12 protein-coding genes are annotated in these 16,570 nt (G+C 68.6%); 10 read left to right on the plus strand and 2 right to left on the minus strand.

The features are described 5' to 3' along the window. Positions 1-729, minus strand: coding sequence for a CDP-alcohol phosphatidyltransferase family protein (locus AC1RRW_RS10465; RefSeq protein ID WP_492900685.1), 729 nt, complete (start codon positions 727-729; stop codon positions 1-3). Between the two features lie 113 nt (positions 730-842). Here AC1RRW_RS10465 and AC1RRW_RS10470 point away from each other — a divergent pair, with 113 nt between their 5' ends. Continuing rightward, positions 843-1,805: a glycoside hydrolase family 25 protein gene (locus tag AC1RRW_RS10470; protein WP_492900686.1), complete on the plus strand. Its 963-nt coding sequence runs from the start codon at positions 843-845 to the stop codon at positions 1,803-1,805. 272 nt (positions 1,806-2,077) lie between these two features. Here AC1RRW_RS10470 and AC1RRW_RS10475 read toward each other — a convergent pair whose 3' ends face one another. Beyond that, on the minus strand, positions 2,078-3,469 hold the full coding sequence (locus tag AC1RRW_RS10475) for an MFS transporter (protein WP_492900687.1): 1,392 nt from the start codon (positions 3,467-3,469) through the stop codon (positions 2,078-2,080). 303 nt (positions 3,470-3,772) lie between these two features. Here AC1RRW_RS10475 and AC1RRW_RS10480 point away from each other — a divergent pair, with 303 nt between their 5' ends. From AC1RRW_RS10480 to AC1RRW_RS10520, 9 genes are all read left to right on the plus strand, one after another. Further along, entirely contained in the window at positions 3,773-5,014 is a 1,242-nt protein-coding gene (locus AC1RRW_RS10480) for a Y-family DNA polymerase (protein ID WP_492900688.1), read from the plus strand. A 194-nt stretch (positions 5,015-5,208) separates the two neighbouring features. Continuing rightward, positions 5,209-5,502 (plus strand): hypothetical protein, encoded by a 294-nt coding sequence (locus AC1RRW_RS10485; RefSeq protein ID WP_492900689.1) that lies wholly within the window; start codon positions 5,209-5,211, stop codon positions 5,500-5,502. Positions 5,503-5,678: 176 nt separating this feature from the next. Further along, complete coding sequence (gene guaB, locus AC1RRW_RS10490; protein WP_492900690.1) at positions 5,679-7,172, plus strand: IMP dehydrogenase; 1,494 nt, start codon at positions 5,679-5,681, stop codon at positions 7,170-7,172. 119 nt (positions 7,173-7,291) lie between these two features. After that, the gene (locus AC1RRW_RS10495) at positions 7,292-7,702 is read left to right on the plus strand and encodes an MAPEG family protein (RefSeq protein WP_492900691.1); all 411 of its coding nucleotides are present in this window, start codon (positions 7,292-7,294) and stop codon (positions 7,700-7,702) included. A 209-nt stretch (positions 7,703-7,911) separates the two neighbouring features. Next, a complete protein-coding gene (locus tag AC1RRW_RS10500) occupies positions 7,912-9,171 on the plus strand; it encodes an efflux RND transporter periplasmic adaptor subunit (protein ID WP_492900692.1) in 1,260 nt (419 codons plus the stop codon). Beyond that, on the plus strand, positions 9,171-12,311 hold the full coding sequence (locus tag AC1RRW_RS10505) for an efflux RND transporter permease subunit (RefSeq protein WP_492900693.1): 3,141 nt from the start codon (positions 9,171-9,173) through the stop codon (positions 12,309-12,311). The genes AC1RRW_RS10500 and AC1RRW_RS10505 overlap by 1 nt, the downstream gene beginning before the upstream one ends. Before the next feature lie 190 nt (positions 12,312-12,501). Continuing rightward, positions 12,502-13,581, plus strand: a complete 1,080-nt coding sequence (locus tag AC1RRW_RS10510; RefSeq protein ID WP_492900694.1) for a DUF2865 domain-containing protein — start codon at positions 12,502-12,504, stop codon at positions 13,579-13,581. 224 nt (positions 13,582-13,805) lie between these two features. Further along, positions 13,806-14,819 (plus strand): extracellular solute-binding protein, encoded by a 1,014-nt coding sequence (locus tag AC1RRW_RS10515; RefSeq protein WP_492900695.1) that lies wholly within the window; start codon positions 13,806-13,808, stop codon positions 14,817-14,819. A 7-nt stretch (positions 14,820-14,826) separates the two neighbouring features. Next, positions 14,827-16,551 (plus strand): ABC transporter permease, encoded by a 1,725-nt coding sequence (locus AC1RRW_RS10520; protein ID WP_492900696.1) that lies wholly within the window; start codon positions 14,827-14,829, stop codon positions 16,549-16,551. Positions 16,552-16,570 lie beyond the last annotated feature (19 nt).

A 16,570-nucleotide genomic window follows, 5' to 3' on the forward strand; every position in this document is an offset into this window, starting at 1 on the left:
TCAGTCGGGAACACGGTCGCGCTCGCGCGGGAGCGGCGCGCGCCAGAGGCCGCGCAGCACGAAATAGGCGGCGCAGGCCAGCAGCAGCGCCTGCGCCGGCCAACCCGGCCGCATCCCCCGCCCGATCGCGATCACCGCCGCGACGCCCCATAGAGCGAGCACGGCGAAGGTCGCGCCGCGCCAATGCCGCACCCGCACGGGATGCACGAACAGCACCGGCGCGAACATCAGGACGGCCGCGAGCCCGATCACCGCCAGGGACAGCCAGGCCGGCGGCGTCAAGGCGACGATGTGGAACAGCACGATGTTCCAGACCGCCGGAAAGCCCCGGAACCACCAGTCGTCGGTCTTCATGCCGGTATCGGCGAAATAGAGCGCGCTGGTCAGCGTGATGACGAGCCCGGCGATCAGTCCCCAGGGTTGCGCCATCACATCGGCGCGCAGCAGCATCGCGGCCGGCACGAAGACATAGGTGATGAAATCGACCACCAGATCGAGCCGCGCGCCGTCATAGCGCCGCGCCGTCCTCGCGACGTCGAGCCGGCGCGCCATCGGCCCGTCGAGCGCATCGACCGCCAGCGCGGCTCCGAGCCAGGCGAAGGCGAGCGCCAGCTCGCCGGCGATCACCGCCTGCAGCGCCAGCAGGCCGAGCGCCGCGCCCAGCGCCGTGAAGACATGGACGCCATAGGCGAGCGCTCCGCGCCAGCCGGCCGGCCGGGTCTCGTTCACGCAGCCTCTCCCCGGTTAACCACTGTTGAAACAAGCCTGTCCCATTCGAACAAAGCCTAACCGGGTTTTAACCGCGACGCCCGCATCTCGAAAGCATGCTCCAGGAGGACCGCATGCCGGCGCGACGCACAGCCATCCCAGCTCTTTCGCGCGCGCTGGCGGCTCTCGGCCTGCTCGCGGCCTGCGCCGAGCCGGCTTTCGCGCTCTACCCGAAGAAAGGCGACAGCGATCCCCATGCCGGCGTGCGCAATGCGCGGCGCATGACGATCCAGGGCATCGACGTCTCGCGCTGGCAGGCCGAGATCGACTGGGGCAAGGTCAAGGATGCCGGCGCCCGCTTCGCCTTCATCAAGGCCACGGAAGGCGGCGACTACCTCGATCCGAATTTCCGCCGCAACTGGACCGAGGCGAAGAAGGCGGGCGTGCCGCGAGGAGCGTATCACTTCGTCTACTGGTGCCGGCCGGCGAAGGACCAGATCCGCTGGTTCAAGAAGAACATCCCGCGCGATCCGGACGCGCTGCCGCCGGTGCTCGATGTCGAGTGGAACGGCGAGTCGGCGAAATGCGGCAAGAAGATCCCCAGGGACAAGGCGCTTGCCAAGATCCGCGAGATGCTGCGCGGCCTGCAGGAACACACCGGCAAGAAGCCGATCATCTACACCGACATCACCTTCCACGAGGACGTGCTGGAGGGGCAGTTCAACGACTATCCCTACTGGCTGCGCTCGACGGCGGCCCCGCTCAAGCAACGCTACGCGCGCGAGAAATGGGAGTTCTGGCAGTTCACCACCACGGGCAAGGTGCCGGGCATCGCCGGCGACGTCGACCGCAACGCCTTCTACGGCACCGAACAGGAATTCGCCGCCTGGCGCGAGGGCCGTTTCGACATCGGCGCGCGTAGATGGCGCGGCGGCGAACCGAAGGTCGCGGGCCCGAAGCCGGCGGCGACCCCGGACGGATCATACGCCCGCGGAGCCGCCGGCGGCGCGCCGTTCAGGATGGCCCGGCCGGCCAGGGCGCCGCAGCGCAGGGTCGCAAACCGCGATGTCGAGACGACGGGATCGATCGCCGACTGAGACGACACGATCTTCGCCGCTTTCCTCCGCATCATTGCGGGAAGATGTCGCGCGGCAGCCGGTCCGGCGCATCATTGCGGGAAGATGTCGCGCGGCAGCCGGTCCGGCGCATAGGCGCCGGGCCTGGCCTTGCGGATCGACCGCGATCCACCGCCGAACATCACGATCCCGGCCAACGCGCCTCGCCGCGGACGTAGAGGTCATGGGCAAGCGGCGGAGGGTTCGGACGCGGCGGCCATGACCTATGGTGAGCCCCCCCGCGACGCAACCGCTCACTCCAGCGGCTTCTGGTCCGCGATCGCCGCCGCCGTCTCCTTGCGGGCGCTGAGCGGCCGGTGGCCAGAGACCTCCGCGCCGGCATCGGGCGCGAGGCGCGCCATCCACAGCGCCGACGAGGCCGAGATCAGGCCGACCAGCGCGAAGGCCGGCCAGAAGTCGCCCGCGCCCAGCGCCTTGCCGCCGTTGAACAGGTTCGCGCTTTCCAGCGCGAAGGCTCCGATCGTGACGCCGAGGCTCAGCGACAATTGCTGCGCCACGCTGGAGAGCGAGGTCGCCCCCGACATCTCCCTGTTGGAGATGTCGGCGTAGCTCAGCGCGTTGATGCCGGTGAACTGGAGCGAACGGAAGCAGCCGCCGACCAGCAGCACGGCCAGCATCAGCCAGTGCGGCGTCGCGGGCGTGAACAGCCCCGACGCCGCGAGAAACGCCGAGCCGATCAGCGCGTTGACCGTCAGCACGCGCCTGAAGCCGCCGAAGCTCAGGATCCGCCTGGCCAGCGTCTTCATGATCAGCGCCCCGGCCGCCGAGGCGAAGGTGATCAGGCCCGATTGCAGCGCGTCGAGCCCGAAGCCGAGCTGCAGCATCAGCGGCAGCAGGAACGGGATCGCGCCGATGCCGGTCCGGAAGACCGAGCCGCCGATCACGCCGATGCGGTAGGTCGGGACGCGCAGCAGCGCGAGGTTCAGCACCGGGTGCGCGACCCGGCGCGAATGCAGCCAGTAGGCGACGAGCGCCGCGACCCCGGCCGCGACCGCGCCATAGGCCACCGCCTCCGGCACGAGATGACGCCCGCCGGTGGCGAGCCCCAGCATCAGCGCGGCGAAGCCGAGGGAGGAGAGCAGGAAGCCGCGGATGTCGAGCGGGGCGACATCCTCCTCGCGGATATCCTCGAAGAACAGGCTCGCCAGCACGATGCCGACAATGCCGATCGGGATGTTGATGAAGAAGATCCAGCGCCAGTCGAAATAGGTCGTGATGAAGCCGCCGAGCGGCGGGCCGACCACGGGCCCGACCAGCGCCGGCACCGTCAGATAGGCCAGCGCCGAGACGAGCTGCGACTTCTCGACGCTGCGCAGGATCACGAGCCGGCCGACCGGCACCATCATCGCCCCGCCCATGCCCTGCACGAAGCGCGCGCCGACGAAGGCCCCGAGCGAGTTCGACAGCGCGCACAGCACCGAGCCGAGCATGAAGACGCCGAGCGCCGCCCGGAAGATCGTGCGCGCTCCGTAGCGGTCGGCCATCCAGCCCGAGATCGGGATGAAGACGGCGAGGCTGACGAGATAGGAGGTCAGCGCCAGCTTCAGCGCGATCGGGTCCTCGCCGAGCGACTGCGCGATCACCGGCAGCGAGGTCGCGATCACCGTCGAATCGGTGTTCTCCATGAACAGCGCGCAGGCGACGATTAGGGGAAGGAGTTTTGCGCGCTGCAAGACGGAACCTGGGGCAAGGCGTGGCCTTTGAGGAACATGGCCTTGGAGGGACGCGGGAGACGCGGCAACCGCTTCGCATCCCGCGGAGCAGCCACCACGCATACGCCTCTACCATGCTTGCCAGCCGCGGAACATGGCCGCGACGGCACGAGCGACACGTGGGCGCCACATGCCGCGGCCTGCCTGTTGCCTCGCATGTTCCATATATGTTCTATTACGGGGGGCGCTCCCGCCCGCGGCAACCCGATTGCGACCATGCGAAAACCCGCCGGCTTGGAAGCTCTCTATATCGATTTCGACAGCTTCTTCGCCAGCGCCGAGCAGCATCTGCGGCCCGAGCTGCGCGGAAAGCCCGTCGGCGTCATCCCGATCCGTTCCCCCGACACCTCCGTGATCGCGGCCAGCCGCCAGGCCAAGGCGTTCGGCGTCAAGACGGGTACGCGCCTGCGCGAGGCGCGCCGGCTCTGTCCCGACATCGCCATCGTGGTGGCGCGGCACGATGAATATGCGAGCCTGCATCGCCGTATCCTCGGGGCGGTCGAGACGATCCTGCCCATCGAGGCGGTGCGCTCGATCGACGAGGTCTATTGCCGGCTGCTCGACAACGAGCAGCCGCGCGCCATCGACATCGCCCGCGAGATCAAGGCGCGGCTCCGGCATGACATCGGCCCGGTGCTGACCTGCTCGATCGGGCTTGCCGCCAATGAACTCCTGGCCAAGATCGGCGCGGAGATGAACAAGCCGGACGGGCTGGTGACGCTGCGTCCGGAGGATTTGCCGGGGCCGCTCCTTGGCCTTGCCTTGACGGATCTTCCCGGGATCGCCCGCGGCAATGCCGAGAGGCTGGCGCGCACCGGCATCGGAACGGTCGCGGAGCTCTGGCGCATCGGCCACAAGCAGGCCCGCGCGCTTTGGGGCAGTGTCGAGGGCGAGCGCTTTCTCGCCGCCCTGCACGGTTTCGCCGTCGAACGGCCCGCGCCCCGGCGCTCCATGTTCGGCCACAGCCGTATCCTGCCGCGGGACTGGCGCGACAGCGAGCGCGCGCATCAGTGCGCGCGCCTGCTGCTGACCAAGGCGGCAAGGCGCATGCGGCGCGAACGCTACGCCGCCGGCGCGCTGCTTTTGCATCTGCGTGCCGAGACCGGCGAGCGCTGGTCCGGCGAGGAGCGGGCGCGTCGGCCGCTGCGCGACGACCATGGCGTGCTGTGCCTGCTCGACGCCCTTTTCGCGCGGCAGCGCCTGCCGGGCCGGATCAAATCCGTCCATGTCAGCCTGTACAGGATCGTCCCCGCGCATGAGGCGACGAGCGATCTGTTCACCGACGAGGCTGGACAGCGCCAGAGCGAACGCTGGGAGCGCCTGTCGGCCATCGGCGACCAGCTCAACCGGCGCTATGGCCATGCCGCGCTGACATTGGGCTGGCAGCCGCAGCCGGAAGGCGGCTACGCCGGCGCCAAGATCGCTTTTGGGCGCATTCCCGATGCTGCCGACTTCTGAAGCGTGTCCGTCAGAAAAGGCTTGCCTCGCGGCGGCCGGATCGTCCCGTCAAGGCAGGACAAGGCGCATGCCCGAACATCGATCCGGACATGCATGCGAAGCATGACCAGATCGCCCCTCCCGACCTATCTGTTGCGCATGGGGGCAGTCGCAAACCGGACCAAACGGCCTTGCCTGGCCGAAAGAGGCGCCAGATGCTTCGCGGAACAGCAATCCTGACGGCGTCCGCCATCGCCGCCTCTCTCGCCTGCGCGGGTCCGTCGGCGGCGCGACAAGCGGGCTGGGAGATCGGCTGCGCCTACAAATCGCTGCCGACCGGCAACGGCGATTCGATACGGACCTGGAACTGCGAGCGCCAGAAGGTCTGCCAGGATCTGGCCAATGCCAAGGGCGAGACGACGATGGAGCTGGGCTGCTTCGGCGTCGAACCGATCGGCCGTGAGCCGGCGCGGCAGCCCGGCCGCCTGCGCCCGACCCAGCAGCAGTAGAGCCGACCTCCTCCCCTGCGCCGACGCGACGAGAGGAGCGGGGCTCTCTCTCCCCGGTTTTTTGCAACGCGCTCTAGCGGGCCCGCCGCACGCATGATAACGGGCCTCGTCAACTCGGCGCCGGGCTCCTCCCGCCCGGTCCGATCAAAGCCGGCTCGGCCGGCCCGGAGTTGACGATGGCATTTCCCGCGGACGGCCTGATTCGAGACGGTCTCACCTTCGACGACGTGCTCCTGGAGCCCGGCCCGTCCGAGGTCATGCCGTCCGAGGTCGACATCTCGACGAAGCTGACCAGGACCATCGTCCTGAACATGCCGATCATCGCCTCGGCGATGGACACCGTGACCGAGGCGCGGATGGCGATCGCCATGGCGCAGGCCGGCGGCCTCGGCGTGGTCCATCGCAATCTCGATGCCGACCAGCAGGCGGCGCAGGTCCGGCTCGTCAAGAAGTTCGAATCGGGCATGATCGCCAACCCGATCACGATCTTTCCCGACGAGACGCTGGCCGATGCGCTCGCCCTGATGCGCAACAACGGCATCTCGGGCATCCCCGTGGTCGAGCGTGGGCCGCTGGCGCACAAGGGCAAGCTCGTCGGCATCCTCACCAACCGCGACGTGCGTTTCGCCGCCAATCCCGGGCAGCCGGTCTCCGAGCTGATGACCAAGGATCGGCTGATCACGGTGCGCGAGGGCGTCGATCAGGACGAGGCGCGCCGCCTGCTGCACCAGTTCCGGATCGAGAAGCTGCTCGTCGTCGACGACCATTATCGCTGCATCGGCCTGATCACCGTCAAGGACATGGAAAAGCAGGTCGCCCATCCCAATGCCGCCAAGGATTCGCATGGCCGGCTGCTGGTGGCGGCCGCGACCACGACCGGCGATCTCGGCTTCGAGCGCTCGGAGCTGCTGATCGACGCCGGCGTCGACATCATCGTCGTCGATACCGCCCATGGCCATTCCGCCAAGGTGCTGGAGGCGGTGACGCGGGTGAAGAAGCTCTCCAACGCCGTCCAGGTCATCGCCGGCAATGTCGCCACCGCCGGCGGCGCGCAGGCGCTGATCGACGCCGGCGCCGACGCGATCAAGGTCGGCATCGGGCCGGGCTCGATCTGCACCACCCGCATCGTCGCCGGCGTCGGCGTGCCGCAGCTCACCGCCGTGATGGACGCGGCCTCCGCCGCCCGCAAGCAGGGCATCCCGGTGATCGCCGACGGCGGAATCAAATACTCAGGCGATCTCGCCAAGGCTCTGGCGGCAGGCGCTTCCTGCGCCATGGTCGGCTCGCTGCTCGCCGGCACCGACGAGACGCCGGGCGAGACCTTCCTCTACCAGGGCCGCTCCTACAAATCCTATCGCGGCATGGGCTCGGTCGGGGCGATGGCCCGGGGCTCCGCCGACCGCTACTTCCAGCAGGACATCAAGGACGCGCTGAAGCTCGTGCCCGAGGGCATCGAGGGCCAGGTCGCCTACAAGGGCCCGGTCTCCAGCGTGCTGCACCAGCTCGCCGGGGGCCTGCGCGCCGCGATGGGCTATGTCGGCGGCAAGGATCTGGCCGACTACCAGGCCAAGGCCCGCTTCATCCGCATCACCAGCGCGGGCCTGCGCGAAAGCCATGTCCACGACGTGACGATCGTGCGCGAGAGCCCGAACTACCCGACCCGGTCTTGAGCCTCGCGCCGGAAGGTGCGAGCCTGAACGCTCAGCCCTCATCCTGGGGAGAAGCCGCGGGCTCCGTCTCGCGATCGCCTCGGGATGAGGGCTGTTTCTGCGGCAACGAGGCGAAATCCATGACCATCAAGCTGATCTACCCGGCCCTCGCCCAGATCCTGTGGACCTTCGTGGTGCTGGTGATCATGTTCCTGCGCCGGCGCGAGGCGCTGGTCGGCAAGCAGGTCCAGATCGCCGATGTCGCGGTCTCGACCGAGGCCTATCCCGAGCGCGCCAGGCTCGCGGCGGCCAATTTCTCGAACCAGTTCGAGACGCCGGTGCTGTTCTTCGCGCTGATCATGCTGGCGATGGAGGTCAACGCCGCCGGCTATGTCATGACGGCGCTGGCCTGGCTCTTCGTCCTGACCCGCGTCGTCCATACGCTGGTCCACACCGGCTCGAACCGCCTGCGGACGAGAGCGCTGGTTTTCGCCGCCGGACTGGTCTGCCTGTTCCTGATGTGGGTCGGCGTCGTCGCGACCGTGATCTGAATTTCGCGCCCGGCGCGAGTTTCCTTTGCGCCACTCCCCGGAGGAAACCTGTCACATCCGCGCGACATGGGCGGATAAACCGTGTTTTGCGCTTGCGCGCAAAAACACCTCTCGGCATGCTAAATGCTAGAGGACGGAACGGTTTGGGGGACGACCGTTCCATTTGGCGCAAACAAGTCAGGTCCCACTCTGGCGCAAGGCTTTTCGGCATGGCGGTTGTGACGTTCGGGCGCGTCTTCGTCCTGGCAGCGGTCGGCGTCGTCGCCACCGGCGCGGGGCTTCACTATACGGGCAGGCCCGTGCCCGCCCCGCTCGACAGGATTCCCTACGGCAAGGTCATTCCGCCCTATACGGTCGCCGACGCCAGCCCGGTCGCCGGCGCGGGCGGCCCGCGCAACGCCGCGCCGCAGCGCCCGCCCGCCACCATCGTCACCGCCACCGCCGAGCGCCGTCCGATGCCGGTCCGGCTCGAGGCGATCGGCACCGTCCAGACGATCTCGGCCGTCACGGTCCGCACCCGGGTCGAAAGCCAGATCATGGAGGTCGGCTTCAAGGACGGCGATTTCGTCAAGAAGGGCGACCTGCTCTTCCGCCTCGACTCGCGCCAGCTCGAGGCCAGCCTGCGCCAGGCCGACGCGAACGTCGCCAGGGATCGCGCCTCGCTCGTCTCCGCCGAGGCCGACCTGCGCCGCGCCGAGGAGCTTGCCAAGCGCGAATTCGCCACCGACCAGCGCCTGGAGACGGCGCGCGCCGCCGCGGCCACGCTGCGCGCCTCGATCCGCGCCGGCGAGGCCGCGGTCGACGGGCTCAAGGTGCAGCTGAGCTACTACACCATCACCGCGCCGGTTTCCGGCCGCGTCGGCGTCGCGGCGCTGAAGGAAGGCAACATCGCCAAGACCGGCGACAATTCCGGCGCGCTGGCGACGATCAACCAGATCGACCCGATCTACGTCTCCTTCGCCCTGCCGCAGCGCCATCTGACGGAGATCAAGGCCGCGATGACGGCCGGGACCGCCACCGTGCGCGCGACGCAGCAGGGCGTGAGCGAAGCCGCCGAGGGCAAGATCGCCGTCATCGACAATCTGGTCGACGCGACGACCGGGACGATCCAGATGCGCGCCATCTTCGACAACGCCGGCGAGAGGCTCTGGCCGGGCGCGCTCTGCCAGGTGCGGATCACCCTGCGGGTCGAGCCCGAGGCGCTGACCGTGCCGCGCGAAGCCGTGCAGAACGGCCAGAGCGGGCCGTTCGTCTTCATCGTCGAGGACGGCGTCGCCCGCACCCGGCAGGTGGTGGTCGACCGCAGCGTCGACGGCCGCGTCGTCCTGGCGTCGGGCCTCAAGGGCGGCGAGGCTGTGGTCGTCGACGGCGCGCTGCTCCTGACCGACGGCGCGCGCACGATCGAGCGCAACCGCGGCGGACAGAAACCGGCCGGCAACCTGACCTCGCAGCGGGGAAGCGCCACCTGATGAGCTTGCCCGAGATCTGCATCCGCCGCCCGGTCATGACCACGCTGATCATGGCCACCTTCCTGATCTTCGGGCTGTTCGCCTTCAAGCAACTCCCCGTCGCCGCGCTGCCGCGCGTCGATTTCCCGACGATCAACGTCAGCGCGCGCCTGCCTGGCGCAAGCCCCGAGACGATGGCCTCCTCGGTCGCCGCCCCGCTGGAGCGCGAATTCGCCTCGATCTCGGGCGTCACCTCGATGTCCTCGGTCTCGCAGCAGGGCTCGACCTCGATCACGCTGCAGTTCGACCTCAACCGCAATATCGACGGCGCGGCGCTCGACGTGCAGGCGGCCCTGAGCGCGACCGCGCGGCGGCTGCCGCCCGAGCTGCCCTCCCCGCCGAGCTTCCGAAAGGTGAACCCGGCCGACCAGCCGGTGCTGTTCATGGTGCTGACCTCCAACACCAAGCCGCTCTACGAGGTCCACGAGTTCGGCGAGAACGTGCTGCAGCAGCAGATCTCGCAGTTGCCCGGCGTCGCCCAGGTCAACATCTTCGGCGCTCAGAAATACGCGGTCCGCATCAAGATCAATCCCGACGCGGTGTCGTCGCGCGGCCTGGCGCTCCAGGACGTGCGCACCGCGGTCGCCGCCGCCAACTCGAACGCCCCCGTCGGCACGCTGAACGGCGAGAACCAGCGCCTGACGCTCGGCGCCACCGGCCAGCTCGAACGCGCCTCCGAATACGGCAACCTGATCGTCGCCCAGAAGAACGGCGTGCCGATCCGGCTGGAGGACCTCGCGACGGTCTACGACTCGGTCGAGAACGACCAGACCGCGAGCTGGTACAACGGCCAGCGCTCGATCATCCTGGCGGTCTACCGCCAGTCCGACGCCAACACCGTCGAGGTCGTCGACAGCATCCGCAACCGCATCGACGCCTATCGCGCGCAGCTGCCGGCCGCGATCGACCTGAATGTGCTGAACGACCGCTCGATCCCGATCCGCGCAGCGGTCGAGGACGTCGAGTTCTCGCTCGTCGTCGCGATCGTGCTCGTCATCATGGTGATCTTCCTGTTCCTGAAGAGCCTGGCGGCGACCGTCATCCCGACGCTGGCCCTGCCGATCTCGCTCGTCGGCACGTTCGCGGCGATGTACGGGCTCGGCTATTCGCTCGACAACATCTCCCTGCTGGCGCTGACGCTCGCCGTCGGCTTCGTCGTCGACGACGCCATCGTGATGCTGGAGAACATCATCCGGCATATCGAGATGGGGAAGAAGCCGTTCCAGGCGGCGCTCGACGGCTCGCGCGAGATCGGCTTCACCATCATCTCGATCACCATCTCGCTGGTGGCGGTGTTCATCCCGGTCTTCTTCATGGGCGGCGTCGTCGGCAAGGTCTTCGTCACCTTCGCCGGCACGATCTCGGCCGCGATCATCGTCTCGGGCTTCGTCTCGCTGACGCTGACGCCGATGCTCTGCGCCCGTTTCCTCAAGGCGCATGACCACCACAAGAAGCCCAACATCGTCGAGCGCGTCTTCGAGGCCGGCTTCCAGGGCATGCTGACCGCCTATCGGGTCACGCTCGACTGGGTGCTGAAGGCCCGTTTCCTGATGCTGCTGGTGACGCTCGGCACCGTCTGGTTTTCGGCCTATCTCTACATGAACGTGCCGAAGGGCTTCTTCCCGATCGAGGACACTGGGCTGCTGCGCGGCTCGACCGAGGGTCCGCCGGACACCTCTTTCGAGGCGATGGCTTCGCGCCAGCAGCGCGTCGCCGAGATCGTCAAGGCCGACCCCGCCGTCGACTACCTGACCTCGAACATCGGCGGCTTCAACGCCACCAATAACGGCTTCATGTTCATCGCCCTGAAGCCGAAGGACCAGCGCGACAAGGCCGATGTCGTGATCGCGCGGCTGCGGCGCGCCACGTCGGAAGTGCCCGGCATGACGGCCGTGTTCCAGCAGGTCCAGAACATCAACCTGAACGCCGGCCGCGCCTCGCGGGCGCAGTATCTCTATTCGCTGCAGGGCCCGGACCTGAACCAGCTCTTCGCCTATGCGCCGATGATGCAGCAGCGGCTGGCCCAGATCCCGCAATTGCGCGACGCCAATATCGACCTGCAGTTGCGCAACCCCCAGCTCTCGATCGAGATCGATCGCGAACGCGCGGCCAGCCTCGGCATTTCGAGCGACCAGATCCGGCAGGCGCTCGGCAACGCCTTCGGCTCGCGCCAGATCGCGACGATCTTCACGCCCGCGACCGACTACCAGGTCATCATGGAGGCGGACCGCCAGTACCAGCAGGACCCGGCGGTGCTGTCGCGCCTGCTGCTCAAGGCCTCGAACGGGCTGAACGTGCCGCTGGAATCGATCGCCACGATCAGGCCCAGCGTCGGGCCGCTGGCGGTGAACCGCATCTCGCAGCAGCCGGCCGTGACGATCTCGTTCAACACCGCGCCCGGCGTGTCGCTCGGCGAGGCGGTCAACGCGATCCGCGCGGCCGAGCGCGACGTGCAGCTACCGGCGACGATCGTGACGAGCTTCGCGGGCTCCGCCCAGCTCTTCCAGGACGCGCTGAAGGGCCAGGGCCTGCTGATCTTCGCCGCGATCCTGGTGATCTACATCATCCTCGGCATTCTCTACGAGAGCTTCATCCACCCGATCACCATTCTGTCCGGCCTGCCCTCGGCGGGCTTGGGCGCGCTGCTGGCGCTGCAGTATTACGGCATGGACCTCTCGGTGATCGCGATCATCGGCATCCTGATGCTGGTCGGCATCGTCAAGAAGAACGCGATCATGATGGTCGATTTCGCGATCGAGCGGCGCAAGATGGGCGACGACGCGCTCTCGGCCATCCGGGACGCGGCCCTCGTCCGTTTCCGCCCGATCATGATGACGAGCTTCGCGGCGGTGTTCGGCGTGCTGCCGATCGCGCTCGGCCACGGCGCCGGCGCGGAGCTGCGCCAGCCGCTCGGCATCGCCGTCGTCGGCGGCCTGCTCGTCTCGCAGCTGCTGACGCTCTACATTACGCCGGTGGTCTATTTCTATCTCGACAAGGTCGACAGCTGGCTCTCGGGCCGCAACCGCCGCGAGACCGTCGACCTCCTCGGCCCCGCCGCGCCTGTCGCCGTGGCGAGCGCGGTCCACAAGCCCGAGCTGTAGAGCGCCGCACGGTCCCCTGTCGGCAAGCCCGCCGCGGCGCCTGCCCCGGCGGGCTCTTTCGTCGCGGCGGCGATTAATCATACCCGTCATTTCGGCGGGATCGCCCGGTTGCGGCGTTGAACCTTAACGAAAAGTAAACTACAGAAACCCGGCGGCGGACGGTGAACAAGCGTGCAGTGGAGTTGACGCGATGTTGCGTGTCCGTGACGACCAGAAGGCGGACGCCCGCGCGTCCGTCCACGAGCCTTCGACCATCGACAGGATGACGCGGCCGGCAGGCGCGCTTCGCGTCGGCGCGCTTGGCCTGCTGGGCCTTGCGCTCGGCGCCGGCGGCGTGGTGCTGACCGTTTCGGTCGTGCAGGCCGAAAGCGACGCCGGCATCCGCGCCTTCTTCACCGACCAGGCCGCGCGCGACGGCGTCCGCTATGCCGCGCCGCCGCCCGTCGCCTACAGCTCGACGAGGGCCTACGCCCCGGCCGAGCGACGCCTGTACCAGACCATCTTCGAGCAGCGTCCGGATGGCCGCCTCGCCCAGCCGCCGATCGTGCTCAACCCGTTCGCGCCGCGCGCCAAGCCCGCGACCGCGGCTCCGGCCCAGCCCAGGAAGACCCGGTTCGCCGCGCGCATCGATACGGTCTCGGGCGCGGCCGGCGTCGCGCGCACCATCTGCGTACGGCTCTGCGACGGCTTTTATGCGCCGATCGGCTATCTGCGTTCGCAGGCCGAGATGAAGGGCCACGAGGCGCTTTGCCAGGCGATGAACCCCGGCGTTCCGGTCAAGGTCTTCCGGGTCGCGGCCGGCGCCGACACGATCGACAACGCCCAGGCGGCCGACGGCAAGCGCTACGGCGCCCTGCCCGTCGCCTATGGCCACGAGAAATCGTCCGATCCCGCCTGCCGCCCGGCGATCGTCCAGGCCGGCGAACGGCGCGTCTCGCTGCTGCGCGACTTCACGCTGCGCCCCGGCGACAGCGTCGTCCTCGACGGCAAGGTGCGGACCTTCGCCGGCTCGCAGCGCTGGCCATACCGCGCGCAGGACTTCCGCGACTTCCGCAGCTCCGCCGATCTCAGCGCCGGCCAGCGCCGCGAGATCGACGCGCTGGTCGGCATCTCCCGGATGGAAGCCCAGAACAACAGCCTGCGCCGCCAGATGCGCCTGCGCGAGGCTAGCGTCCAGGACGACACCATCGCCAGCGATGCCACCGAACTGCGCGGCACGCTCGATCCGACGGCGCGTGGCGCGGTCCGCGTCATCCCGATCTCGCGCTGAGCCTGTGACACCGGCACCGGCGGTCAGCGGCCAGGGGCGACGCCCCGGCCGCGGCCGGTGCGTCAGGCCGTCAGAGTATTTTATCGATTCCAATCTGGAGGTAGATTGGAATCCTTCAACTCTTTGATTTCATGGTCTTTTTCGTTGACGCCCCGACATCCGCGCTCTACCGCTCCGGCCTGCCATGCCATTCGTACTGGCCCGTGATCCCGAAGGAGCGCCTCATGAAGCCCGCCACGTCCCTCACCGCTCTCGCTTTCGCATCCTGCCTCCTCGCCGGGCCTGTGCTGGCCCAGAGCGTCAATCTCTACACCACCCGCGAGCCCGCCTTGCTCAACCCGGTGCTGGAAGCCTTCACCAAGGACACCGGCGTCAAGGTCAACACGGTCTTCCTGAAGGACGGCCTGCAGGAGCGCATCAAGGCCGAGGGCGCCAACAGCCCGGCCGATGTGATGCTCGTGGTCGATGTCGGCGAGATCAACGCGGCGGTCGATGCCGGCATCACCCAGCCGGTGCGGTCGGCGACCGTCGACAAGATCGTCCCGGCCCAGCTGCGCGGCGCCGGCAACGAATGGGTCACGCTGACCCAGCGCGCCCGCGTCGTCGTGGTCTCCAAGGACCGGGTCGCCCAGGACGCGATCAACTATGAGGATCTCGCCGATCCGAAATGGAAGGGCAAATTCTGCATCCGCGCCGGCCAGCACCCCTACAACAACGCGTTCTTCGCGGCCTATCTCGCCCGCAACGGCGCCGAGAAGACCGAGACCTATCTCAAGGCGCTGAAGGCCAACGCCGCCCGCAAGCCCGGCGGCGGCGACCGCGACGTGGCGCGCGACATCCTGTCGGGCCAGTGCGACATCGCCATCATCAACACCTATTATCTCGGGCTGATGAGCCAGGCGAAGAACGAACAGAAGGGCTGGTACGATGCGGTCAAGCCGCTCAAGACCACCTTCGCCAATGGCGGCACCCATGTGAACGTCTCTGCCGCCGCCATCGCCAAGAACGCTCCCAACAAGGCCGAGGCCGTCAAGCTGATCGAGTACATGCTCGGCGAAAAGGCCCAGACGCTCTACGCAGACGGGAATTTCGAGTCCCCGGTGAACCCGGATGTGAAGGAAAGCGCCACGATCAAGCTGTTCGGAAAGCTCACGCCCGACACCACGCCGCTCGGCGATGTCGCCAGGAACCGCAAGGCGGCGGCCGATCTCGTCGACAAGGTCGGCTTCGACAATTGAGCCGGCATTGAGCCTGAGCCTGCCTGCCGCTCCCGGTCAGCGACGGCCGCCACCTCTGTGGCGGCCGTCGAACCGTCTGGTCTGGGCGGTCGTGCTGGGTGCGGGCCTCGTCATCACGCCGCTGCTGGCGCTGGCGGTCACGGCCTTCTCCTGGCAGGCGGCGGCGATCTGGCCGCATCTTGCCGCCAACGTGATCCCGCAGGCGCTGGGCAACACGGTCGCGCTTCTCGCCGGCGTCGGCCTCGCCTGCGCGCTGATCGGCGTCGCCACCGCCTGGCTGGTGACCCAATACGAGTTTCCCGGCCGGCGCCTGTTCGAATGGGCGCTGGTGCTGCCGCTGGCGCTCCCGACCTACATCACCGCCTATATCTACGTCGAATTCCTCGGCTTCCAGGGCCCTCTGCAAGGGGCATTGCGGGTGCTGACGGGCTGGCGCAGCCTGCGCGACTACTGGTTTCCGGATCCGCGCAACCTGGCGGGCGCGATCTTCGTGATGGCGATCGTGCTTTACCCTTACGTCTATCTCAGCGTGCGGGCGCTGTTCGGGCTGCAGAGCGCCGCGATCGTCGAATCGGGCCGCACGCTCGGCGCGACGCCGCGCCAGCTTTTCTGGCGCATCGGCCTGCCGCTGGCGCGTCCGGCGCTGGCGGCCGGCCTGACGCTGGCGCTGCTCGAGGCGCTGAACGACATCGGCGCGAGCGAACATCTCGGCGTGCGCACGCTCACCCTGTCGATCTACACGACCTGGCTCAATCGCGGCTCGCTGGCGGGCGCGGCGCAGATCGCCTGCGTCATGCTGCTTTTCGTCGTCGCGCTGATCCTGATCGAGCAGCGGCTGCGCGGCCAGCGCCGCTTCGCCCTGTCGGTGCGCCAGCCGCGAGCCGTCGGCCGCAGGCGGCTGGCTGGCCGCCCCGCCGCGCTCGCCATGCTCGCCTGCGCCCTGCCCGTCCTGCTCGGCGCGGTGCTGCCGATCGGGTTCCTGGCCGTCGAGGTGGCCCGTCGCGGCCTGCTGACGCAGCTTGACGGCGCGCTGCTCCGCAATCTCGGCCGCACCATGCTGCTTTCCGGGCTCGCCGCCGGCATCGTCGTCGCGCTCGGACTCCTCATCGCCGCCGGCGCGCGGCAGGGCCGCGAGCCCTGGTTGCCGGCCGGCCTGCGCGCCGCCTGCCTCGGCTACGCCCTGCCGGGCGCCGTGCTGGCGCTTGGCCTGCTCGGCCCGCTCGCGGCTTTCGACAACGCCTTCGCCAACGCCATGATCGCCTGGTTCGGCCTCAATCCCGGCCTGCTGCTGATCGGCTCGGGCGCGGCGCTGGTGATCGCCTATGTCGTGCGCTTCCTCTCGATCGCGATCGGCGCCATCGACAGCGGCCTGTCGCGCATCTCGCCGCGCGTCGACGATGCGGCGCGCGCGCTCGGAGCCGGCGCGCCCGAAGTTCTGCGCCGCCTGCACTGGCCGCTGGCCCGGCCTGCGATCGCGGCCGCGGCTCTGCTCGTCTTCGTAGACTGCATGAAGGAATTGCCCGCTACCCTGCTGCTGCGGCCGCTCAATGTCGAGACGCTCGCCACCGTCGTCTATGGCCACGCCTCGCGCGGCTCCTTCGAGGACGGCGCGCTGGCGGGACTCATGATCGTGCTCGCCGGCCTCTACCCAGCGATCATCCTGGCGCGCGCCGGGACCGGGCATGGGACAGAACCACGGCTTGTGCAGGGACCCGGCGGAAACGTTGCGTAACTCGACAAGCTCCCGGCAT

It is taken from the genome of Allobosea sp. GW821-FHT12C12, from assembly GCF_058807355.1.